This is a genomic window from Siphonobacter sp. SORGH_AS_0500, from assembly GCF_031453245.1.
Lineage (GTDB): Bacteria > Bacteroidota > Bacteroidia > Cytophagales > Spirosomataceae > Siphonobacter.
Genome location: NZ_JAVIYT010000001.1, coordinates 3,174,207 through 3,197,312 on the forward strand (window position 1 = coordinate 3,174,207; position 23,106 = coordinate 3,197,312).

Annotated in this window: 21 protein-coding genes and 1 riboswitch; of the genes, 11 read left to right on the forward strand and 10 right to left on the reverse strand. The window is 44.4% G+C overall.

Annotated features, from left to right (window positions below; all coding sequences use genetic code 11):
• The first annotated feature begins 10 nt into the window (after positions 1 to 10).
• Positions 11 to 985 carry a polysaccharide deacetylase family protein gene (locus QE357_RS13575; RefSeq protein ID WP_309708332.1) on the forward strand — a complete coding sequence of 325 codons (975 nt, stop codon included), beginning with the start codon at positions 11 to 13 and terminating at the stop codon, positions 983 to 985.
• A gap of 209 nt (positions 986 to 1,194) precedes the next feature.
• On the opposite strand, the gene QE357_RS13580 is transcribed toward QE357_RS13575, so the two are convergent.
• The 5 genes from QE357_RS13580 to QE357_RS13600 form a co-directional block, all read right to left on the reverse strand.
• Positions 1,195 to 1,941 carry an NIPSNAP family protein gene (locus tag QE357_RS13580; protein WP_309708335.1) on the reverse strand — a complete coding sequence of 249 codons (747 nt, stop codon included), beginning with the start codon at positions 1,939 to 1,941 and terminating at the stop codon, positions 1,195 to 1,197.
• A 109-nt stretch (positions 1,942 to 2,050) separates the two neighbouring features.
• Positions 2,051 to 4,195 (reverse strand): carboxy terminal-processing peptidase, encoded by a 2,145-nt coding sequence (locus QE357_RS13585; protein ID WP_309708338.1) that lies wholly within the window; start codon positions 4,193 to 4,195, stop codon positions 2,051 to 2,053.
• Between the two features lie 144 nt (positions 4,196 to 4,339).
• Complete coding sequence (locus tag QE357_RS13590; protein ID WP_106635891.1) at positions 4,340 to 5,110, reverse strand: FKBP-type peptidyl-prolyl cis-trans isomerase; 771 nt, start codon at positions 5,108 to 5,110, stop codon at positions 4,340 to 4,342.
• 262 nt (positions 5,111 to 5,372) lie between these two features.
• Positions 5,373 to 6,671: a sialate O-acetylesterase gene (locus QE357_RS13595; protein ID WP_198555160.1), complete on the reverse strand. Its 1,299-nt coding sequence runs from the start codon at positions 6,669 to 6,671 to the stop codon at positions 5,373 to 5,375.
• A 455-nt stretch (positions 6,672 to 7,126) separates the two neighbouring features.
• The gene (locus QE357_RS13600; protein WP_309708343.1) at positions 7,127 to 10,108 is read right to left on the reverse strand and encodes a DUF5689 domain-containing protein; all 2,982 of its coding nucleotides are present in this window, start codon (positions 10,106 to 10,108) and stop codon (positions 7,127 to 7,129) included.
• Between the two features lie 457 nt (positions 10,109 to 10,565).
• Between QE357_RS13600 and atpA the strand changes: the two genes are divergently transcribed.
• The 5 genes from atpA to QE357_RS13625 all read left to right on the forward strand — a co-directional run bounded on the left by atpA (position 10,566) and on the right by QE357_RS13625 (position 16,266).
• Complete coding sequence (atpA, locus tag QE357_RS13605; protein ID WP_106635888.1) at positions 10,566 to 12,155, forward strand: F0F1 ATP synthase subunit alpha; 1,590 nt, start codon at positions 10,566 to 10,568, stop codon at positions 12,153 to 12,155.
• Positions 12,156 to 12,235: 80 nt separating this feature from the next.
• The gene (gene atpG / locus QE357_RS13610) at positions 12,236 to 13,117 is read left to right on the forward strand and encodes an ATP synthase F1 subunit gamma (RefSeq protein WP_106635887.1); all 882 of its coding nucleotides are present in this window, start codon (positions 12,236 to 12,238) and stop codon (positions 13,115 to 13,117) included.
• A gap of 224 nt (positions 13,118 to 13,341) precedes the next feature.
• Complete coding sequence (locus QE357_RS13615; protein WP_106635886.1) at positions 13,342 to 14,304, forward strand: alpha-E domain-containing protein; 963 nt, start codon at positions 13,342 to 13,344, stop codon at positions 14,302 to 14,304.
• A gap of 141 nt (positions 14,305 to 14,445) precedes the next feature.
• Positions 14,446 to 15,192, forward strand: a complete 747-nt coding sequence (locus tag QE357_RS13620; protein WP_307143421.1) for a peptidase — start codon at positions 14,446 to 14,448, stop codon at positions 15,190 to 15,192.
• A 222-nt stretch (positions 15,193 to 15,414) separates the two neighbouring features.
• Positions 15,415 to 16,266, forward strand: a complete 852-nt coding sequence (locus QE357_RS13625; RefSeq protein ID WP_106635885.1) for a transglutaminase family protein — start codon at positions 15,415 to 15,417, stop codon at positions 16,264 to 16,266.
• 5 nt (positions 16,267 to 16,271) lie between these two features.
• Here QE357_RS13625 and QE357_RS13630 read toward each other — a convergent pair whose 3' ends face one another.
• From QE357_RS13630 to QE357_RS13645, 4 genes are all read right to left on the reverse strand, one after another.
• Positions 16,272 to 16,523: a NifU family protein gene (locus QE357_RS13630; protein WP_106635884.1), complete on the reverse strand. Its 252-nt coding sequence runs from the start codon at positions 16,521 to 16,523 to the stop codon at positions 16,272 to 16,274.
• Between the two features lie 90 nt (positions 16,524 to 16,613).
• Positions 16,614 to 17,723 (reverse strand): Mrp/NBP35 family ATP-binding protein, encoded by a 1,110-nt coding sequence (locus QE357_RS13635; protein ID WP_106635883.1) that lies wholly within the window; start codon positions 17,721 to 17,723, stop codon positions 16,614 to 16,616.
• Between the two features lie 123 nt (positions 17,724 to 17,846).
• Entirely contained in the window at positions 17,847 to 18,827 is a 981-nt protein-coding gene (locus tag QE357_RS13640; protein ID WP_309708352.1) for a GSCFA domain-containing protein, read from the reverse strand.
• 53 nt (positions 18,828 to 18,880) lie between these two features.
• Positions 18,881 to 19,561, reverse strand: coding sequence for a YggS family pyridoxal phosphate-dependent enzyme (locus QE357_RS13645; RefSeq protein WP_106635881.1), 681 nt, complete (start codon positions 19,559 to 19,561; stop codon positions 18,881 to 18,883).
• A gap of 161 nt (positions 19,562 to 19,722) precedes the next feature.
• Here QE357_RS13645 and QE357_RS13650 point away from each other — a divergent pair, with 161 nt between their 5' ends.
• The 4 genes from QE357_RS13650 to rplI all read left to right on the forward strand — a co-directional run bounded on the left by QE357_RS13650 (position 19,723) and on the right by rplI (position 22,139).
• Positions 19,723 to 20,697 carry a hypothetical protein gene (locus tag QE357_RS13650; protein ID WP_307143424.1) on the forward strand — a complete coding sequence of 325 codons (975 nt, stop codon included), beginning with the start codon at positions 19,723 to 19,725 and terminating at the stop codon, positions 20,695 to 20,697.
• Positions 20,698 to 20,909: 212 nt separating this feature from the next.
• A complete protein-coding gene (rpsF, locus tag QE357_RS13655) occupies positions 20,910 to 21,272 on the forward strand; it encodes a 30S ribosomal protein S6 (RefSeq protein WP_106635879.1) in 363 nt (120 codons plus the stop codon).
• Positions 21,273 to 21,356: 84 nt separating this feature from the next.
• Positions 21,357 to 21,608, forward strand: a complete 252-nt coding sequence (rpsR, locus tag QE357_RS13660) for a 30S ribosomal protein S18 (protein WP_106635878.1) — start codon at positions 21,357 to 21,359, stop codon at positions 21,606 to 21,608.
• 87 nt (positions 21,609 to 21,695) lie between these two features.
• Positions 21,696 to 22,139 carry a 50S ribosomal protein L9 gene (gene rplI / locus QE357_RS13665; protein ID WP_307143426.1) on the forward strand — a complete coding sequence of 148 codons (444 nt, stop codon included), beginning with the start codon at positions 21,696 to 21,698 and terminating at the stop codon, positions 22,137 to 22,139.
• A gap of 82 nt (positions 22,140 to 22,221) precedes the next feature.
• Here the strand turns inward: rplI and QE357_RS13670 are convergent, their stop codons facing one another.
• Positions 22,222 to 22,560, reverse strand: a complete 339-nt coding sequence (locus tag QE357_RS13670; RefSeq protein ID WP_106635877.1) for a hypothetical protein — start codon at positions 22,558 to 22,560, stop codon at positions 22,222 to 22,224.
• Between the two features lie 144 nt (positions 22,561 to 22,704).
• A riboswitch (TPP riboswitch) is annotated at positions 22,705 to 22,799 on the forward strand.
• A 91-nt stretch (positions 22,800 to 22,890) separates the two neighbouring features.
• Here QE357_RS13670 and thiS point away from each other — a divergent pair.
• Entirely contained in the window at positions 22,891 to 23,106 is a 216-nt protein-coding gene (gene thiS / locus QE357_RS13675) for a sulfur carrier protein ThiS (RefSeq protein WP_232793604.1), read from the forward strand.

The window sequence follows — 23,106 nt, forward strand, 5'->3', positions numbered from 1 at the left end:
CTTTACTAGCATGAAATTAATCCTCACGATTTTTTGCCTTGCGTTAACCCAAGTGGTTTCCGCTCAGACGTACGCCGAAAAGCTGGGGTTTCCGAAAGGGAAGAAAGTCATCATTTTTCACGTTGACGACGCCGGAATGAGTTACGACTCTAACGAAGGCACCCGCAAAGCCCTAAGTAGTGGCGTGGCGACCTCGACGAGTGTGATGATGCCCTGTCCCTGGGTACCTCATTTCATGAACCTGGCTCAACAAAACCCAACCTGGGATTTAGGTGTTCATCTCACTTTAACCTCCGAATGGAAAGATTATCGCTGGCAGCCCTTAACTGGTAGGGAAAAAACTCCTGGTCTTTATGATCCACAGGGTTACTACTGGCGAGGCGTTGCGGAGGTTGTCTCCCATGCCTCGCCCGACGAAGTGGAAAGTGAGATTAGAGCTCAGATTGCCCAATTTCGTCAGTTTGGGCTAGAACCTTCACATATCGATTCACATATGGGAACGCTTTTCCAGCCTAAGTTTATAGAACGCTACGTTAAAGTAGGGATCGAAGAGAAGATTCCCGTGATGTTTCCGGGTGGTCATAATACCTTGATTCAAAAGGAAAGCCCGATTGATGTGAAAGCGACTAAAATGATTGGAGAAAAACTTTGGGCGGCCCGTTTACCCGTGCTGGATGATCTTTTTACCGAAACCTATAGCTGGAAGTCTCCCGCTGGACAACCCCTTACTGATCAGAATTTACGAGCTTATAAAACTCAGAAGTTTCTTGCGTTATTAAAAGAATGTAAGCCCGGACTAACGATGATCATTGTGCATTGCACAGACCCTACGCCTCAGTTTTCAATCATTTCGGATTCAGGCCCTACCCGCAAGGGCGATCTATTAGCCATGCTTGATCCCGAATTAAGAAAATACATCGAACAGAATGACATTATTTTAACCAACTGGCGGGACATCAAAGAACGCTGTAAACAGGTTAAGTAAATAGTTGTTCGTTTTTGGTTATCAGTTGATAGATTGATAGTCTACGTTTTACAACCGAACCATCCAAGTTCTTATAACAATTTAATAATACACTTTTTTGTTGTAAAAAATTGACTATCAACCAAAAACAATCAACTACTTATCATTACAATGACTGCAAAAACTTAGTAGCAAAAAAGGCTTCCGATCGGAAGCCTTTTTTGCTGAATTTATTTCAGAGGAGAAAAATCCGTTGGTACTAAATAAAGATTGGTTACCCATTCGGTTAATGAGCCGTTGGCTAATTTCTCCGAAGCTGTCCGAACCGAGATCCATTCCGGGTCTTCGCGGAAAGCTTTGAAGGCCTTCTCTCCTGCTTCTTTACTAGGCTGGGTCAATAGATACATGAGAATGTTATCTGCGTCGTCCTGCGTCCAATAAATGAAATTATTCATGCCGTGTTTTTCGAATAGCTTCGTAGTATGGTTCCGAAACCGAGCTAGTAATAAAGGCAAGTTGTAAGGAGTCGTTTTATAGGTACGAAGCTGAAACACTCGGTTCCCCTTAGGACTCATATCTAGGGCTGGAGAAAAGTCGGTGGTGTGAAAGAACTGGCTGATAACCTTAGAAACGATCCTACCATTTTTTTCAGATTCGCTGGCTACTTTCTTCCACTCCGGGTCATTACTAAACGCTTTCCAGCTCGAATCGCGAGCCGCTCGATTGGGGTACGACAGGAAATAAATCAGACAGCTATCGGGTTTGTGTTGGGGAACAAAGTAACCTACGTTAGTCATCCCATGTTTGGCAAAAATACGCATGGTGTGATTTCGGAAACGGTTCATTAAATCAGGTTGCTTTCCCTCGGGTGAATAATATACCCGCATTTCGTACAAACGGGAATCTTTGGCTGGGGAAGACTGGCTGAACGATGAGGTAAGATTCAGACAAAGTAATAGAACTAGGACAATACGCATGGAATTAGAGGTTATTTATGATCGCTGCAAAAGTCAGGTAAATTTTGAAATCCACAAAAAAAGGGAGCTGAACATTCATGTCCAGCTCCCTTTTAATCGACTATCGGTATTATTTCAGAGAAATCCAGTCTGCTAAAATCCGAATGGACTCTTTTAGCTCGGCGTCTTCCTTGAATTTAGAAATGAAATTCTCTTTCATCTTCTGACGAATATCAGCCGAAGCAACGTCCTGTCCAGGCATTCCTCCACCGGCAGTGCCGAGTTGGGTTAACTTATCGCCCAGCAACACTACTTCATAAGGATTAGGTTTACCTTCTCCGAGTTTAGCCAGCTCGTCTTTCCGCTTTTTCGCCTCTTCCATTTCCTTCCGACGATTCGCTTCGTTCAACGAAAGCAAGGTCTTGTCTTTATTTTTCTGGAAGTCCGAAACTTCAGCCGTCAGGCGTAATAGATCGGGATCCGCCTTATAACGTTCGTTGTACTTCGTCCGCAGTTTTTCAAGGGTCTTTGGATCTACATTGGTGTATTCCGTAAACACACTTGGTTTGATCTGATCCCAGGGCAAAGCCGTTGGTTGAGAGCTTTCACCGAATTCTTCGGCACTGAAACGAGAAGGTAACTCAATATCTGGCGTAACTCCTTTATGCTGCGTACTGCTACCCGTAATCCGGTAGAATTTGGCACGCGTCATTTTCAGTAACCCTACTTTTTCCGTTTCCTTGGGCAGGAATTGGTTCAGATCAAGTAACTGCTGAACAGTTCCTTTACCGTAAGTCGTTCCTCCAATCACCAAACCACGTTTGTAATCCTGAATAGCTCCAGCAAAAATCTCGGAAGCGGAGGCACTAAAACGGTTTACGATAACCGCCAGCGGACCTGCATATACCTGTTGTGGATCTGGATCATCATCGGCATCGATACGACCCATGGCATCTTTCACCTGAACAACCGGACCGTCTTTAATGAACAAGCCCGTCAGTTTGATCGCTTCATCCAGTGAACCACCGCCATTATAGCGTAAATCCAGCACAACTCCGTCTACTTTAGCCTGCTTAAACTGTTCCAGGAAACGCTGAACATCACGGCTGGTGGAAGTATAATCCTTATCGCCTTTCCGCATTTCATCAAAGTTTTGATAGAAACCGGGCAGCGTAATGACTCCCATGCGATATTCCTTGTTACCGTAAGTCATCGGAACGATTTCTGCTTTCGCTACACCGTCCTCCAGCTTCACTTTATCGCGAACAATTTTGATTTCATGAGGCTGACTTCCGGGAAGAGCATCTGGCTTCAGAATATTCAGCCGAACCGTTGTGCCTTTAGGGCCACGAATCAGTTTCACTACATCATCCAATGCCCAGCCAACTACGTCAACCATCTGGCCATTTGTGCCCTGAGCTACCCCTACGATGCGGTCGTTCTCACGAACCTGACCACTTTTCATAGCCGGACCACCGGGTACTAATTCACGGATTTTCGTGTAATCATTTTCAGGCGTTAAAGTAGCCCCGATTCCTTCAAATGACTGAGCCATTTCATCCTTGAAACGAGAGGCATCCGGCGGAGCCATGTAACTCGTGTGCGGATCAATCACTTCAGCAAAGGAATTCATGAAGGACTGAAAAACGTAATCACTCTTTACCTTACTGGTTTGCTTGTCAAGGTTCACGTAACGATCCTTAATCAGTCGGTAAATAGCGGTGTCTTTCTTACCCTGAAGTTTATAATCCAGAGCCTGACTCTTCACAATTTTACGCCACAAATCATCCAGCTCGGCTGTGCTATTAGCCCACTGAGCTTTGTCACGATTGGTTTCGTAAGACTCGTCTTTGCTGAAATCAAAAGGCTTATCTGTCAGCTTACTAACGTAGGCCATACGTTCGTGAAAACGTTTCATGAACAGATTGAACAGATCATACGCCGGGGTAAGATTACCAGCCTGAAGGTAATCATCAATCTGGTAGCGATACTTTTCAAAGGCCTGTACGTCAGAAGCCAGCAAGTAGGCTTTACCATTATCCACTTCCTTCAGGTAATTCGTCCAAACTTTAGAGGAGAGCGAATCATCCAGTGGCATTCGGCGGTAGTGGTATGAAGAAAGAATGGTGGTGACTACTTTTTCAACTTCTTTCTGAGAAGCCGTAGGTACTAAAACAGTGGGTTGATCCGAGCTGAAGTGCTGGGATTCAGAGGGATGTTCTCGTTGAAACCCCAATAACACCAGCGGCACAAAGGCGAGCAAATAGCTTTTCATAGACATGTTATCTTGAGGCATTAATCGTCGGAAAATGTGGGTATTAATCGGCAAAGAGTATCTAAAAAAACAATACCCGACATTTACCCCGTTGCTTCTATTTAATCTTTGCTATAGGGATCGGGGGTTCAAACCAACGACTCTTTACTTTTCAATTTCTAATAATTCAACATCAAAAATCAGAGCTGAATACGGGGGAATCTGACCAGCGGCACGTTCGCCGTACGCCAACTGATAAGGTATGTAAAAACGGAATTTAGAACCCACTGGCATTAACTGTAAGCCTTCCTGCCAGCCCTGAATCACCCCGTTCAGTGGGAAGCTAATCGGTTCGCCACGTTCCACGGAGCTATCAAATACGGTTCCGTCAATTAAAGTACCGTGGTAATGCGTTTTTACTTTATCAGCCAGGGTTGGTTTTGCTCCATTACCCTGTTTCAAAATCTTGTATTCCAGTCCACTAGACGTAGTAACAACACTATCTTTCGTTTTGTTCTCTGCCAGGAATTTTTCTCCAGCCAAACGATTAGGCTCAAATTTCTTTGCGTTTTCAGCCTGAGCTTTAGCCTGCTCTGCCTCCTGCGAAGAACGCATTTTGGCACTGAAATTGGCAAGGGTGCTTTGGTATTGCTCCTGGGTCAGAGCGTATTTTTCATCCTTGGAATCCCGAACGGCTTTAGCCACCAGATCCAGGTTCAGATTAGTCAGCGAAGGGTTTTTCAGGCTACGGGCAATGTCCATACCAATGGCATAACTCACGGAATCCATCGACGTTTTCAAAGCAGACGCGGGGGACACAGCCGTCTTTGCAGCTACTGGTTTTTTAGCTACGGGTTTAGGAGCGGGTTTCTTCGTTTGTGCAAGGGCCGTTAACGAACAGGACACCAGAATAATAGCAATACTACTTTTTTTCATGAAGCAAACTTACTGATTTTGAAGTACAGGCCTTCTCAGAAAGGGATAGTTGGTAGTGAAATAAATTAAACGAACGAAGATAGAAATTACTTTTAATACCTATCTAAAACGTTAGCAATTGATGAAAATTATAGCGTAAAAAGGAAATTTGGCTTCCCTTCTTCCTAATAAATCTTAATAACGTGCCTGTATTGCCAAATTTTAACAAAAAAGCCGGAAATCCATTGCTGAATTTCCGGCTTTTGCTTCCTCGCTTAACTTTTCAGTTGGTTTGATACGTGAGTTTACCCCTGTTTACCAGCTTTTTCGCAAAGAACACGCCTTTAATGGTCACTTCGTGAGCCGCCTGAATCGTTACTTCCGTCGAGTAATTAGGCACACAATTGCAATTCCAGGTGGAGGGATCAGACCATGCACCCGTTTTTACCGAAGTGACTGCTGTTGGATTAGCCGTCACCGGAGCAGGCGTTTTGGCAATCATAGGCTGCGACTTTGATAAAAATGAAATGTTATTCTGAGGTTCAGTGATAGCCTTCACCCATGCGGCGGCGGCTTTTTTCTGCCCCGTCTGATTGAAGTGAATGATATCCATTCGACCGTCACTTTCAATAGTATTTAAATCTGCTCCCGCAAAAACATCACTTACTTTAGCCACTAAGTTTAGCTGGGCTTTCGTAATGTGTTCAGTATTGTTAGCATCCGATTGTTCATATTTTCCATAACATCTTCCCGCACTCCAGCAATCCTGGGCTACAAGCCAGGCCAGAGACTGGTAACCCAATTCCTGACGCGTTTTCTCAATAACCTTGATGTATTGATCTTCAAAATCTTTACCAACATTCAGGCGGTCATTTGAACCATGCCCAGAAAGGATGCCCCTAATTCCAGACTGTGGAGCGTATTTCTTTAAGACGTTCCTAATATTTACGTAAGGGTGCCGCAGGCTATACCGCACAAAACCATGATCAAAAGGAATGTCGTAAGCAGCCTTATACGTCATTTCAATGTTAGTTCCTCCAAAAGCCGCGTTGTAGAACAACACGGGAACATTTAACTTTTGCACGAGTGCCTCTCCCATTCGGCCCCAGAACCAGCGGGGAGCTCCCGGAGCCATGCCACATTCGAGACAAAGCTGCGAAGGAACCAGAGCCGGTAAATCATCCGGACTAGCTGTTTCATACCAGTAAGGAATATACGTCGGTGAAGACTCGCGAAAATCAATGCTGTTTACCTGATCCTGATAAACTGTATTGGACTCTTCATAGGGAATACTGGGACTATAGCCATCGCCTCCCTGTGCATTTGAATGGCCCACAATCAAGAACACTTCACCGATACCTACCTTTTCTACTCGAGCGACAGACCCTACCTGATTTTGACCTTTCATGCCCCGAATTTCAAGATCATATCGACCGCCGGTAGCCTGAATAAACCCATAAAAGACACCGTTCTCGGGATTAGTCTGAATGGTTTGCCAATCAACAGCAGTTCCTCCCTCACCTGTTCTTTTTAGTAAACGAGCCTGCACACGATCCACTGATTGTGCGATTTTTCCAGACATGTAAAGGGCAGCTTGGTTTGCATTGTTTCTCTGAATAACCATACGAGAAACGGGGTAAGTAACAGAAATCTGGGCTTTAGCCAAGAATGAAGATCCGATTGCCCAGGCAAAGAGGCAACCCCTGAAAAACGAATAAATGTTCTTCATTAGTTTAAGTAGTGTTTTTTTGGCGGAAACAACGGCTACCCAAATAATACTAGAGCAAGAGGGCAAACTCAGCTTTTTGTAGTAAAATAAGTGGCAAAAAATCGTTTCATCGGTACAACAATAGTAAATTATCAAAAGCTATTCTAGCATAAATGTATTTTTTAATCTCAAAAGAAAGTAAAGAGGAAGCCCTTAAGCAAGCTTCCTCTTCATTAAAAATCAACAAATTATTAGTCAAACAATTACTAATCAAAGACTAAACTTACGTTTCTCAATCTTCCCAGAAACTACTGAAAATTACGAGTTACTTATTGTTTAACTACTTTTCTGTAAGTCGTTGAATGGGCTGTACTAATCTTCAGTAGGTATGAACCCGAAGCCAACTCCGTCATTTGTATTTCATTCGTCGAAGACTTTTTCAGCAATACTCCTGATAAGCTGTACAACTGAACTTCAACCAGGCCCTTGCTATCTACTCTGATGACATTAGCAGTCGGGTTTGGACCTACCCGCAGGGCGTCTACTTCAACGGAGATTGCTCGTGAAACTTCAGCATTACCATTCACATCCATTTGCTTCAGGCGGTAATAATTCAGGCCACTTCCGGGGGTTTCGTCTAGGTACTGATAGCGAATTACCGAAGTGCTGTTTCCTTTACCTGCTACATTGGCTAATGTTTCAAAGTTCTGTCCGTCCTTACTCCGCTGAATTTCGAAATGGCTGTTGTTCTTTTCGCTCGCCGTAGCCCAGGTTAATTCCACCTGCTCCGCTTCGTTTAACTTTCCTTTGAAGTCCAGCCAGGTTACCGGAGTTGGATTATCAGCGGTGATTGATACTTGTGTAAACGTAGGATAGTGATCTGTAGTCGTATTAGCATAGTTACTCACGCTAGGACGCAGCGAGTAAATGCCATCTACCGAAACAACACTTGCCAGCGTACGCCCCCCTGAATTTGTAGAAACGATTTCATTTGAAACGAAAGCGTGATCGATATAATCAGAATAGCTAACCGTACTGGCACAGCCAGCAGTACTGAAAATCCGCGACAGACAGCTCCAGTTGGCATTTGGACGCGTATCGGCGATGTTGGTCGTAGCGGGATTCGCATACAGGAAAGCCTTTATACTACTGATTTGGTTGCTTCCCGCGATGGACTGATCTACGTCGTCGTTGAAGTCACCAGCCATGATGATTTTTTCCGAAGCAAATTGTGCCTGCAAGGAATCATACAGCACTTTATAGTCATAGACACGACGGTCATACGAAGCCACGTCTGAACCCGACTTGGCGTGTAATACGATGAAGTTCATTCGGGTCGCTTCGGTCGCAGAATTTAGCTTTACGTCTGCCTGGAACAGGAAGGGTAAACGACCAGAAGCCCAGAATTGTGAATTATTACCCGTAGGATAGTTCGTTACGGGAGCGTTCGTCAGTAAGGGACGAGAAGCCACTTTCGTGATCTGATCCGTACGATAAATGATACAAACCCGCTGCCCCATTGGATCAGGGCTGGCAACTTCTGAATACGAATAACGTGAAGAACACTCACCCGCATACTGACGAGTAGGATACGTAGCATTCAGGCCCTGAATTAACGCTCCGAATGAAGTGGAAGGATCGGAAGGGTTAGCCGCATTATAACTACAAACCTCCTGCAACATGAATACGTCCGAGCCAATGTTACTCAGTACGGTTTTCACGTTGTTCAACTGAAGCGTTTCGTTGGTGGGGCCATACTGCGTATTTCCTAGCCATTCCACGTTCCAGTTGGTTACTTCCAGTTTAGTTTCACTCGTCGAAGCCGTAGCCGTTCCGCAGCTTCCCCCCTGTAGAGGCGTTGAGCCAGGAACGTCTTCTACCGAACGAGGTAAGATTTGACAGCCATTATTAAAGATTGTTACGACACCCGTTGGTTTGAAAGCGGAAGAAGGGCGAGTCGCTCCCGAGAGATTCGTCGAACTTAAAACTCGCATAATAAGCCCGTTACTTAACGTATAGTTCGTATTGGAGCCAAGAAAGGTTGTTCCTGCGGGACTCGAAACGGTTACATCTTCATTCAGAGTAATCAATTCTCCCTGATGGTTACATAAATCAGCAGGTGCAATGACCAGCGGAGTTACTGGATTATTAGCTGCCGTCGTCTTTTGAAAACAAGTTAAAGAAGCCAGTTCTTTTTCAGTATTGTATTCGGTAAGGTTTCCGGTCACTTGAACTTCATCTCCAACCCGAAGCTCTTCAGGTTGTTTGCCTGCGTTATCGTAAATTAAAATTCCGCCCGTAGCATCCTGAATATAAATGTTAGTACCGGAAAAAATTCCTGTAATTCTACCCGTCACCGTGAAGGTAGCCCCAACTGAACCAGCCCGAGCCGAAGAAATAGGGACAGATGCGGCGGCACAAGGCTCAGTACCCGTAGGCACTTGAGAGACATAACCACTTACTTTTACTACTACGTTAGCCGTTCCACCGGAAATAGTAAGATCACTTGTTCCAGAAGAAGGATAGGCACCCGCGGGCAGTCCTGTCTTCAGGCGAACGTACACGGGTGTGCTGGCTAAAGCATTACTACTGTAAGATACCGAGAGGGTGTTACTGAAAGTGGTATTATCTAATGAAATCTCAAAATTTTCAGGAGCAGTCAATGCAATAGAACCGCTGGCCGGATTAAGATTACGCCCCGACAAATTGAATGTTTTAGCATTTGATACGCTACTACCTTCTTCGTACGTCAGCGAAGAAACGGAAGATGCTGAAGTCAATAAGGTAGGGGCAACACTATACCCTGTAAATAGGAAATCATCAATTCTGTGGTTACCACCATTAGAATTACCACTTTTTTTAATGATCCGAATTTTTACATTAGCATTGTTATCATAGTCCGTAGCATTTCCCGGCGTGCTAAAAGATATTTTACCGCAGGTAGTCGTTAAACTATAAGTACCTAATTCTACAAAGTTGCTCCCCGTATTGCCTGAAGAGATTTGAACGGCTAATACGTCACTCGTTCCGGTATTAGATGTTCTTGAATTGAAGCTGATCGTGAACGGACCGGTAAAGCCCGAAGTACTGGCGGCTATTTCAATATAATCGCCTGGGTCCCAGCTTTGAGCAGAATACCCGTCACCGGTACAGCCATTTTTCCCTATACTTGATAAGCCACTGGGAGTCCAGCTACCTGCTGCGGGCGATTTTGTCGTAAAATCATACGACAAAATGGAATCCTGGGCAAAGCTTTGAAAATAACAGCTAAGGAAAAAGGCAGTTACAAAGAATTGTAAAAGTTTGTTCATGAGTGATTGATTAGTGTTCCAACTTAAGCAAATTTATCAATCACTCTAGAGTACTATATACTATGTCTAATTAAGAAAACGTTAATTAGTAATAATTATTCATAAACATCAATTAATTCATACTTAAATCCTATTAATAGCCTTGTAACTTTTAGTATGCGGCTTGTATAATGGTTTCAGATTACTTATGAAGTTCTACTGTACTCTTACGAATCTATCTATACGTCAAAGAGATGAACTGTACTAAACACTTTATCTGTAAATTCAAATTATAAGTTTGCCTACAAACGCATTTTCTAAGAAAAGTATAAAATAAAGACAGGAAAAAGTTTCGATTACCTACGGAAAATCAAATTTCGTCGCTAATTTTGCGGGCGATTTCAGAGTTCATACTCTTTCCACACTCTGAAAACAGATTAATAACTCTGAGTTTCATATAACTTTCCAATACTGCTGTATGGCATCAGTTAGACCCGACGAGGTATCGGCGATATTACGGGAGCAACTTTCCGGAGCAAAGTCTGCCGCCGAACTCGAAGAAGTGGGTACGGTCCTCCAGATCGGTGACGGTGTGGCCCGTATTTACGGACTTTCAAATGTACAAGCCGGTGAGCTGCTCGCCTTTGAAAATGGCGTTAAAGCTCTGGCTCTTAACCTCGAAGAAGACAATGTCGGGGCCGTGTTATTAGGTGATTCTTCTGACATTAAAGAAGGTGACACCGTAAAACGGACTCGTCAAATCGCCTCCATCCGCGTGGGTGAAGGTATGCTTGGTCGTGTGGTTAATACCCTGGGCGAGCCTATCGACGGCAATGGCCCCATCGCTGGTCAATTATACGATATGCCTATCGAGCGTAAAGCTCCCGGCGTTATCTATCGCCAGCCTGTAACCGAACCGCTGCAATCAGGTATCAAAGCAATCGACGCCATGATTCCTGTAGGCCGTGGCCAACGGGAATTGATCATCGGTGACCGCCAAACGGGTAAAACTACCGTAGCGATCGATACCATCATTAACCAGAAAGAATTCTACGAAGCAGGTCAGCCTGTATATTGTATCTACGTGGCCTGCGGTCAGAAAGCCTCTACCATCAAACAGGTAGAACAAGCTCTTCGTAAAGCTGGTGCAATGGATTACACCGTGATCGTAGCCGCTGGTGCGTCTGACTCTGCTCCTATGCAGTTCTATGCTCCTTTTACGGGTGCTGCTATCGGTGAATTCTTCCGTGACTCAGGCCGTCCTGCTCTCGTCGTTTATGACGACTTATCGAAACAGGCCGTTGCTTACCGTACGGTTTCTCTGCTCCTTCGTCGTCCCCCCGGACGTGAAGCATACCCCGGAGACGTATTCTACCTGCACAGCCGTTTATTAGAGCGTGCCGCGAAAATCATCGCTAACGATGAGATCGCTGCTCAGATGAACGACTTACCAGAAAGCATTCGTCCCATCGTGAAAGGTGGCGGTTCGTTAACGGCCCTCCCCATCATCGAAACGCAGGCAGGTGACGTTTCTGCGTATATCCCAACGAACGTAATTTCGATTACTGACGGACAGATCTTCCTTGAGTCTAACCTCTTCAACGCCGGTATCCGCCCTGCAATCAACGTAGGTATCTCGGTAAGCCGCGTAGGTGGTAACGCTCAAATCAAGTCGATGAAGAAAGTAGCGGGTACGCTGAAACTGGATCAGGCCCAATTCCGTGAGCTCGAAGCTTTCGCGAAATTCGGTTCTGACCTCGATGCGGCTACGAAACTGACCATCGAACGCGGTCGTCGTAACCTCGAAATTCTGATTCAAAAACAAGGAGCTCCTCAACGTGTAGAAGAACAAGTGGCCATGATCCACGTTTCTACCAAGGGCTTAATCGATAAAGTTCCGGTAAATCAGGTTCGCCAATTTGAAGCTGATTTTATCAACTTACTCCGTGATCAGAACGCGGACGTATTAAAACAACTGAAAGCAGGTAAGTACGATGATGCGATCACTTCAACCCTTGAAAAAGTGGCGAAAGAAGTATCACTCAAGTACGAACTGACTGTTGCCTGATCTGATGTTCGGTAGCCCATTGTCTGATTAGACAGTGGGCTAATCTACTCTCACTATCGAACGTCTCTTCATCGAACACCATGGCTAACTTAAAAGAAGTTCGTAACCGGATTGCCTCCGTAAACTCTACCCAGCAGATCACCAAAGCCATGAAAATGGTGGCGGCGGCTAAACTGCGTAGAGCCCAGGACAGCATCATTCAGATGCGGCCTTACGCTCATAAACTGGGCGAAATGCTGCAAACCGTTTCGGCGGGGGCTGAAGGTGCTCAGGAAAATCCCTACAAACAGGAAAGACCCATCGAGCGAGTTCTCATCGTGGTCATTACCTCTGATCGCGGTCTTTGCGGTGCGTTCAATGCGAACGTAAGTAAGGCTGCCCAGACGGTTATTAATCAAAAATACGCGGCTCAGCAGCAAGCAGGCAACGTACATATTTTATCGATCGGTAAAAAAGGTGGCGAGTTCTTTACTCGTCGTGGTTACAAAGTGAACCACGCCTACGAAGATACCTTTACCCGATTGAGCTTTACCGTTGTTCGTCAGGCGGCAGAAGACATCATGGCGGCTTTCGTCAAAGGCCAGTATGATATCGTAGAAATCGTTTTCAACGAATTCAAGAACGTTGCTACGCAGGTCATTCGCGTGGAGCAATTCTTACCCATCGTTGAAAAAGAAGCAGACGATAATGCAGTAAAAGGAGATTATATTTTTGAGCCTTCGGAAGAAGAAATCATTAAAGAACTCATTCCGAAATCACTCAAAATTCAATTATACCGGGCCGTTTTAGAATCCAATGCTTCTGAACACGGTGCCCGTATGACGGCCATGGACAAGGCTACTGATAACGCAGGTGAACTTTTAAAGAACCTTCGTATTGAGTATAACCGTTCTCGCCAGGCTGCCATTACTACTGAAATCCTTGAGATTGTGGCCGGTGCGGAAGCACTTGCCGGAGCATAATCTCCCGTTCTGGTATAAGCATAGACCCTCATTCGTTTCGAGTGAGGGTTTTTTGTTACCTTTCTCTATATTGCTGATTGATCTAATCCCCTTCAGGGATTACCTAAAAAATATAGTTTTAAATAAAACGGAATATTTCAGAATATAATTTTGAAATGACTATCATTTAAACCATATTGAGCCTTATTATTATTAATTAACCGAATATTATTCCCATTCAAGCTATGCTAAGTCGCGTTGCAAATTCTATTTACTGGTTAAATCGATACGTAGAAAGAGCGGATAATTATGCCCGATTTGTAGATGTTAATTTTAATCTGATGCTGGATTTACCGCCAGATGTAGAAGAACAATGGGAGCCGCTGATCATTGCCACCGCCGACAATAAACTTTTTTATAAGCATTACGAAACCACCAGTCGGGAGAATATTATTTTCTTCATGACGTTCGATCCCAAAAACCCTAATTCCATTCTAAGCTGTTTGCAAAACGCCCGCGAGAATGCCCGTACCATTCGGGAGGCCATTTCACGGGAAATGTGGGAACAGATTAATGCCTTGTACTGGAAGGTTAAAGAAGCGGCCACGCAATCTAAAAATTGGGAAATGACTCATTTTCAGGATTTTTATGAGCATATCAAACTGGGCTGCCAGACGTTTTACGGGATCATTGAATCAACCATCACGCGTAACGAAGGATGGCATTTTGCCCGCCTTGGCCGAATGCTTGAAAGGGCCGATAAAACCACGCGTTTCCTGGATGTGAAATACTTTACGCTGCTGCCCGAAATAGCGGCGGTAGGCTCGCCACTCGATTTATTACTCTGGTCTTCGGTATTAAAGTCAGTTTCGGCTTATAACATGTATCGCCAGCGATTCAAGAATATGTCACCCGCTCACATTGTAGAGTTTCTGATTCTGGAAAAAAACTTCCCCCGGTCAGTAATGCACTCGCTGAAACGGGCCGAACTTTCACTATACGAAATCTCCGGAGGATATATCGGCAACAGCTACACTAACCCAGCCGAACATTTGTTAAGTAAACTTCGCAGTGAGGTTGAATTCATGACGATCGAGGACGTTTTCAGCTCGGGCCTGCATGAATTTCTGGATAACTTCCAGTCAAAAAACAATCAGGTAGGAAAAGCGATTTTCGAAACTTATTTTGATTTAAAACCTGTCATTTAGTTTGGCAAAGGCAAGACAATCCCTTATCTATGCTCCGACAAACATTTACTTTTGTTAGGGTTTCTGTTCTCCTGTAAAAGATCAGTCATGACATTGATTACCAAAATCAAAACCTAACGCTAGCAGCACCCATTACCACTTATGACGTATTGTCTGGGCATAAAAACCAAAACTGGGCTAGTCGCTCTGGCGGATACTCGCCTCACGTCTGGTTCTGAAGTAACGACCAATAAAAAGATTTCTATTCACGAAGTAGAGCACCATTCCTTATTCATCATGACTTCAGGCCTGCGTTCCGTGCGGGATAAGGCCATTACCTATTTTCAGGAAGTTATTGCCGAAAGAGACGCGAACTTCAATAAGCTATACAAGGCCGTTAATGCCTTTGGTGAGCAGGTCAGGCGAGTAGCCCGGGAGGATAAATCAGCGTTGGCCGAAGCGGGACTTTCTTTCAATTTGTACGCCATCGTGGGCGGACAATTGCAGGACGACGACGAGCATAAGTTATACATGCTTTATCCCGAAGGAAACTGGATTGAGGTGGGACCCAACACTCCTTTTTTTATCATTGGCAATACGGGCTACGGTACCCCTATCCTACGCCGGAGCCTACGCTTTGAGACTTCCCTTCAGGACGCTTTAAAAATTGGCTTTTTGTCCTTTGATTCTACGCGGGTTAGTGCGAACGATGTAGATTTTCCAATTGATGTGGCCGTTTACGAAAAAGACAGTTTTCACATGCATGAGCATCGTTTTGAAAAAGAAGACGTCGAACAAATTGCTCACCAGTGGGGAGCATTACTCCTATCGTCTGTCCAACGACTACCCAGTGACTGGATGGCTCCCATATTCGAATCTCAGAAAAACCTGGTAAGCGACCGGACTTAACTACTGAAGCTTTTGTGGCTAGAAAAAGGATAATGGACTCATTATCCTTTTTTCATTTTTACTGCAATATCCATTCAAGAGATTGCTAAAATGCGGTAGATCCATTGGATAAATAACCCATATACCATATCTTGCATGTAAGCCCTTTACCTTTCTTTCACTGCTCTCGAAGGGACTGATTGGTTTTTCTCCTTATGTTTTCCTTAAAACCTCTTAGCGTCAATGCTTTATCGTGTACGTCATCAACTGAACTATACCTATTCTTCGGCGGTAACTCTGAGTCCCCACCGGATTTATTTACAGCCTCGATCAACGGCCTTTCAGTCATTAAAGAGCACGAAAATTCAGATCTTACCGGAGCCTGACAAGACGGTTCAAATTTCTGATACCGAAGGGAATACTCAACATTTGTTATTCTTCAGCGTACCTACCAATCAACTTCAATTCATAGCTGAGTCGGAAGTAGAAACGAGCTTATCCAATCCTTTCGATTTTATTCTTTACCCCTTTGAATTTCAGAAGTTACCTATCAAGTACTCCCAAGAGGAACGGAAATTATTAACGCCGTATCTGGAAAAAGAAGGCATTACGCCCTCCGTCGAGCAGTTCACTAAACTCATTGCCACGGAATCTCGCTGGGATACCCTGCAATTCCTAATTCGACTCAATGAATTTATCAACGAAGAATTTAACTACGAAATTCGCGAAACAGGCTTCCCTCAGGAGCCGGACTATACCCTTCAGAACCGCAAAGGTTCCTGTCGCGACTATGCTAGTTTATACATGGCCTGTTGCCGGAGTCTGGGGCTGGCTTCCCGGTTTGTAAGCGGTTACTACATCGGCTCTTCAGATGCTCCGCAATACCTTCACGCCTGGGCAGAAGTATATTTACCCGGAGCGGGCTGGCGAGGTTTTGATCCTACGCAAAACTGTCTGGCAGCAGAATCACATCTAGTGCTGGCCGTTTCAGCATCCCCGGAAATGATAAGTCCGGTACACGGGAAGTATACCGGACAGGCAGAATCAAGTCTGGAGGCTACCGTAACGGTTACTCCAGCGGAAATATTATACTAATACCGTTATAAGTTCACGGCAACAATGCTTGATATTTCGGGAACCTGACGGCGGATGGCATCTTCAATGCCTCCGCGGAAGGTCATAGCTGACATAGAGCAGGACCCACAGGCTCCCAATAACTCCAGCTTAACGGTGTTATCATCCGTAATTTCGATGATACGGACATTACCACCATCGGCTTCCAAATACGGACGAATACTGTTTAAGGCCTGTTCTACTTTCCCTGATAGTGGATGTTCGAGATTCGTTTCCATTATAGTCTGATAATGCTTTTGATCTGTCTGAATTATATATTCAGAGGCAGAGTGTTCCAATAATTTATGAATACTCCTGTTTTTTGCTTCTTATACTGTCATTTCAACGGGCTTGGTCTTCTCAAGCGTTGCGTTTCGAATGGCTACCTGCTGAGCTAATTTTTCAGCCGTTTTCTGGAAAGCCACCGCCGTCAAACTATCGATTTGAGTAGCCGCGGGTTTTCCTTCGTCGCCAGCCTCACGAATACCCTGAACCAACGGAATTTCTCCTAAGAAGGGCATTTCATAATGTTCAGCCAGCCATTTACCACCGCCTTTACCAAACAGATAATACCGATTGTCAGGTAATTCAGCAGGCGTAAAATAGGCCATATTTTCGACGATTCCCAGAACCGGAACGTTAATTTGTGGCTGAAGGAACATTTGCAGTCCTTTTTTAGCATCAGCTAAAGCCACTTTCTGAGGGGTCGTAACAATGACCGCACCCGTGATTGGAGCCGACTGCACCAGCGTCAGGTGAATATCGCCCGTTCCGGGAGGTAAGTCGATTAACAAATAATCCAGTTCACCCCAGTTTACGTCCCCCATCAACTGCTTCAGAGCCTGGCTGGCCATCGGACCACGCCACACCATCGGACTGTCGGCAGGAACCAGAAATCCCATCGAAATCATTTTAATCCCATACTGAAGAATGGGATTAATCATGTTTTTACCCTCTAGTACCGTTACGGTTGGTTGCAGATCTTCCGCACCAAACATCACCGGAATCGAAGGACCATAAATGTCAGCGTCCAGAATTCCGACTTTAGCTCCTGAATTTTTCAGAGCAATCGCCAGGTTTGCCGTTACGGTCGACTTTCCTACCCCACCTTTACCGGAAGCAATGGCGATGACGTTCTTCACCGTTGACAGTACTGTTTTATTTCCGAAAGCTGTCGTTGTTACGTCAGCCGTCATATGAATTACCACCCGTAATTCGGGGTCAACCAACTCATGAATGGCATCTTCACAACGCTGACGAATAACCTCCTTCAGGGGACAAGCCGGGGTTGTTAATACCACCGTAAAACGTACTTCACCCACGCCCAACTCCACATCCTTGATCATGTTCAAGGTAACCAAATCCTTCTTTAAGTCCGGTTCTTCAACGGTCCCTAAAGCTTTAATAATATCTTCTTTCTTAATTCGTAATTCGCCCATAAAGTAAGATTCATCAATGGAGGTTTAATCCTTTAAAACCCGCCCATTCGTAACCACAAAGGTAACCAGTAAGTTTCGTAGCACCTTGTTTATCTTCCTGTATTTCCCCTATTTAGAAGCATTTTATAGCCGGATATTGCTCAGGCGACGCTCAATCTCGCTTACTTCCATTTGCGTATTTACAGGTAATTGAAGAAAATCGGTTTTTAGTTTTTCCAGAAAGCTTTGATAAGTACCCGTGTTTGGTTGGAAAGGCCGGTGGTTCAGGGCTTTAGTAAGCCGTTGCCACTCTTTTGCAAACTGACTTAGCTCTTTACTAAAATACGTTTGCTGAAATTTTTCGAAGATATACTCTTCAGCCATTTCGCTGGGATGAACCAGATCGGTTTCATAAAATCGGTAATCCCGCAAATCGTCCAGTAGTAACTCATAGGCTGGGAAATAGGCGGTGTCTTGATAATCGGTAATCAGGTAATGACAGGCCGCCCGCAGGATGGACTTACTCACTGAATTCTCCATCATGCCGTCTTTAGCATGACGTACGGGACTTACGGTTAAGAGAATACGTAAACCCGGATTTATTTGCTTCAGTAAGGTATATACGTTACCAAATTCCTTACAAATCGTTTTAACGCTTAACAAGTCTTTCGTAAAAATCCGGGCAGGCTGTTTGTGGCAGTTGGCTACGTAAGCAGGCGTATCATTGAGCTGATACACCCACGAAGAACCTAAAGTCAGAATTAATACCTGAGCTTTAGATAGACATTCTTTTAAAGACACTAACTGATTAGTAATTAGCCGATTAAGCTCTTCCTGATTAGAAGCAGATATCGAGGAATGGAAATCATAATGCAACCACTGTCCCTCCCTTTCCAAAAATAACCGAGGATCCGCAGGCTGGTCTTTCAAGGCATTGGACAGGATTTTAAATAAGGCCACTGGGCTAAACAGCGTACCAAACGGCTGATACAAACCTGCCATTTTATACTGTTGCAAACGCGTTCCGACGACTTCAGCGAAACAGGAACCCATCGAAACGACGCTCGAATCCAGGTTGATTTTCCAGTCAGAAGCAGGAATAGTGAATTCGGTTCTGAAGTTCATGGGAAAGAAAAAAAGGAAGGTCTCCAGCCTTTTTCTGAAAACCTTCCGGTTGATTATTCGGCGTATTCGCGGGCTCCAAAAATGGCACTACCTACGCGAATCAGCGTGCTTCCTTCCTGTAGGGCAGCTTCGTAATCACCGCTCATTCCCATGGAAAGTTCCTGCAACTGACAACGATCCGTCTGCGGAACCGTTGCCTTCATACGATCAAAAAACTGCTTCAATCCCCGGAATTCCATTCGTACCTGAATGTTATCTTCGGTATTCGAAGCCATCCCCATTAACCCTACAATCCGCACATTCTGTAAACCATTCAGAGCTTCTGAATGCAGGGCCGCCTCTGCCTCCTGAAAACTGAATCCAAATTTTGTTTCTTCGGTGGCAATATGAATTTGCAATAAGCAGTCAATCACCCGTTTAGCTTTTCCAGCCTGCTTGTTAATCTCCAGCAATAATTTGAAACTATCTACGGAATGAATCAAGGATACAAAGGGAGCAATCGGCTTGACTTTATTTGTTTGCAGGTGGCCAATCATGTGCCACTGGATGTCTTCGGGAAGTTGCTTCCACTTATCTACCATCTCCTGCACTTTGTTTTCTCCAAAAATTCGGGCTCCAGCTTCGTAAGCTTCACGAAGCGTTTCTACGGGGTGAGTTTTGGTAACGGCAATCAAACGAGCTGGATAACCAGCCATGTTTTTTTTAATTGTATTCAGATTTTCAGCTACGCTCATTCTATAATTGTTTCCACAAAAGTAGTGGTAAACTCGTCAACGGCCTACCACTTTTAGGGGACAACGTTAAATTTCTAATTCGGTTTTCCTGGATAAGTTGTTGACTTGTTCCGTCTTAGCCGTAGTTTTGTCTACCCGTACCTCCATTTTATTACAAACGCATGGAACCTTACGATTATACCCGCTCAACACCACAGAAAGACTCTGACAAAAAAAATTACTTCATTGCTGCCCTTGTTGTTATGGGTGGACTTGTGGCCATTCTGGGCTTCCTGTACTTTAACGAAAGGAATGAACGGGAGACGCTTTCGTCCCGGACAGTAGCTCAACAACGCGAGATCATCAAGACCAATACCAAGCTCGACTCCATCTCGACGCAACTGGATGCTAAAATTGCTGAAATCCGTATGCTGGGTGGTAATATCGACGAGTTAATGCAACTGAAAACCAAACTCGAAATCGATAAACAAAACATCATCAACGCCACTGAAGCCGATATCAAAAAGTACGAAGCGAAGATCAAGGAATACAACGTAATTCTGGCCCAAAAGGACAAAGACATTGTTAAACTTCGAGAAGAAAACGGACTCCTCACTACTCAAAATCAGGAACTGACGACCAATAACGAAGGACTGAAAACGGAAATCGAAAAGACCAAACAGTCTTACGGTGATTCGCTCAGCACCTTGAAGAATAACAATAAGGAACTGACTGATAAAATTAACATTGCTGCCGCTCTGAAAGCTCAGAACGTGATGGTGTATGCCATTAACTCGAACGGCAAGCAGCGGGAAAAAATCAAAGCGGATAAGATTGATCAGATTCGAATTGCTTTTGGTTTGGGCGATAATGCCCTGACCGAGAAAAACGAAAAGGAAATTTACGTACGAGTGCTGGATCCTTCGGGAGCTATTATTTCTGATATGGCGACGGGCTCCGGCACTTTTATGTATCAGAACAAGGAGATGATTTTTACCACCAAGAAAGACATTACCTACCAGGGCAATGGGCAGCAGGTGGATGTCATTTATAAACGTGGCATTCCATTCAAAAAAGGTAAACACCAGATTGAGCTGTTCTCGGAAGGCGTAAAAATTGGCGAAGGCACGTTTGAAGTGCGTAGCGGTTTGTTTTAAGGTCTTGTTCAATTCAGAAATCTCAAAGCTTCAACCTTTCCGGTTGAAGCTTTTTTTGACTTAAGTTATACCGTGTATCTGCGTTAATCTTCTCTCCTACAATTAATTATAAAATATTTAAGGGGAGGGTTTTATTATTATAGATAAAGTATGTACTTTTGCGGCTCGATTTTCGATTAATATTAATTTTTTCACATTTTCCGTACTAACACATGTCACAAAAACAGTACGAGACAGTATTCATCCTTACTCCCGTTTTGTCTGACGTCCAGACGAAGGATGCTGTCGACAAATTCAAAAAAATTCTTACGGATAACGGTTCAGAACTGATCCACGAAGAGTCTTGGGGCCTGAAAAAACTGGCTTACCCTATTCAAGGAAAAGGAACTGGCTTTTATTTCCTGGTAGAATTCAAAGCGAACCCAGACGTAATCGCTACTCTCGAAACAGAATACCGTCGTGATGAGCGAGTGATGCGTTTCCTTACTATCTCTCTGGACAAACACGCGATTGCTTACAACGAACGCAAGCGTAAAGGTCTGGTAGGTAAGAAACAAGAAGCTTCCGCTGAATAGTTAATCGTTAGTAGTTATTCGTTGCTGGTTGTTTGATCTAACAACTATCAACTAATAACCATCAACTAAAATCATTTCACGACCATGTCATTACAAAACGAACCTCTGGATAAAAACCAGAACCGCAAAAAATATGACCGCTTCAAGAAAGCCGGCATTAAATACATTGATTACAAGGATCCTAACTTCCTTCTCAAGTTATTGAATGAGCAAGGCAAGATTCTTCCCCGTCGTATTACTGGTACTACGCTGAAGAACCAACGCAAAGTAGCTCAGGCTGTGAAGCGTGCCCGTCACATTGGGTTATTACCATACGTTGGCGATTCTCTGAAGTAGTTGCCGTTGTCTGTCTACAGTTTTCAGAAAAACTGACCACGGACAACCGAAAACTGGAAACTCATAAAACTCATTTAATTTAAAGAAATGGAAGTTATTCTCAAAACCGATATCGCGGGATTGGGTTATAAGAACGATTTAGTAGCAGTGAAAGCTGGCTACGGTCGTAACTACCTCATTCCCCAAGGATTCGCGGTAATGGCCAGCGAAGCCAACAAAAAAATCCTTGCTGAAAACATTAAGCAAGCTGCTCACAAAGCCGAGAAACTGAAAAAAGATGCTGAAGAATTAGCAGCTTCTATCGGTGATCTGACGCTGGAAATTCCTGCTAAAGTAGGTGAAAGCGGACGTATCTTCGGTCGTGTAACGAACACTCAAATCTCTGACGCTCTGAAAGCAAAAGGTTTTGAAGTAGATCGTAAGAAAATCACGCTTGACTCTGAAGTTAAGTCACTCGGCGATTACTCTGCTACGCTTGATCTTCACAAAGAAGTGAAGCACAAAGTAGCTTTCGTTATCGTAGGCGAATAAGCTTTAGCTCTTCATATATGAAAGCCCCCACTGGTTTATACTGGTGGGGGCTTTCTGCGTTATATTTTTACCGGCAGTATTTTTATACTTTCATTCCAGATTTTCTTGGCTTCCTATGACTTATTGCTGCCAGCGAAAAAGCTGGCAGCGACATTTTAAGCAACGTAGTCCGGCCCGCTTTTAACCCACTTTCATCTCGGTTGCCGCTGCCAGCTCTTCTGCTGGCAGCATTTCTCCCCTTCCATTCCAAAGCTTCTCGGCTTCCTATTGACTTATTGGCTGCCAGCGAAAAAGCTGGCAGCGACATTTTAAGCAACGTAATCCGGCCCGCTTTTAACCCACTTTCATCTCGGTTGCCGCTGCCAGCTTTTCCGCTGGCAGCATTTCTCCCCTTCCATCTCAAATCTTCTCGGCTTCCCATAACCTAATTACTACCAGTAAAAACTAATCGAACCACGCTGGCCGTAGCATTGCTAAGCCCTAGACACACCTGGCCTTTTTAGTTAAAAAATTACGTTCATTCTTTGAAAGCTAATAAGTCTTTCTACCTTTGCCTCGCTGAAAAGCCAAACTTTAGGGGTGCCCGTTGAATTGGGCTGAGACATACCCTTTGAACCTGACCAGGTTAGGACCTGCGTAGGGAAAAGTGAGGATCTTACATTCTTTCTGGAAACACGTCCGTATGCACGGGTGTTTTCGTTGCTCTCCTCGCAAATTTTCTGTCTCCCCTGGGCTTGTGCTTTCATGCGACATGAAACGCATTATGACCGTATTTGTCAACAACCAAGCCGTTCTTACGCCAGAGGCTACGTCTCTGCGTTCGCTGTTGACGCAACTGGCCCTCGCCGAAAAAAAAGGCATTGCCGTTGCCGTTAACAATGCCATTGTTCCCCGTCTTGCCTGGGAACATTTTATCGTATCCGAGAACGAGAAAATCACCATTCTTCAAGCCACTCAGGGAGGTTAA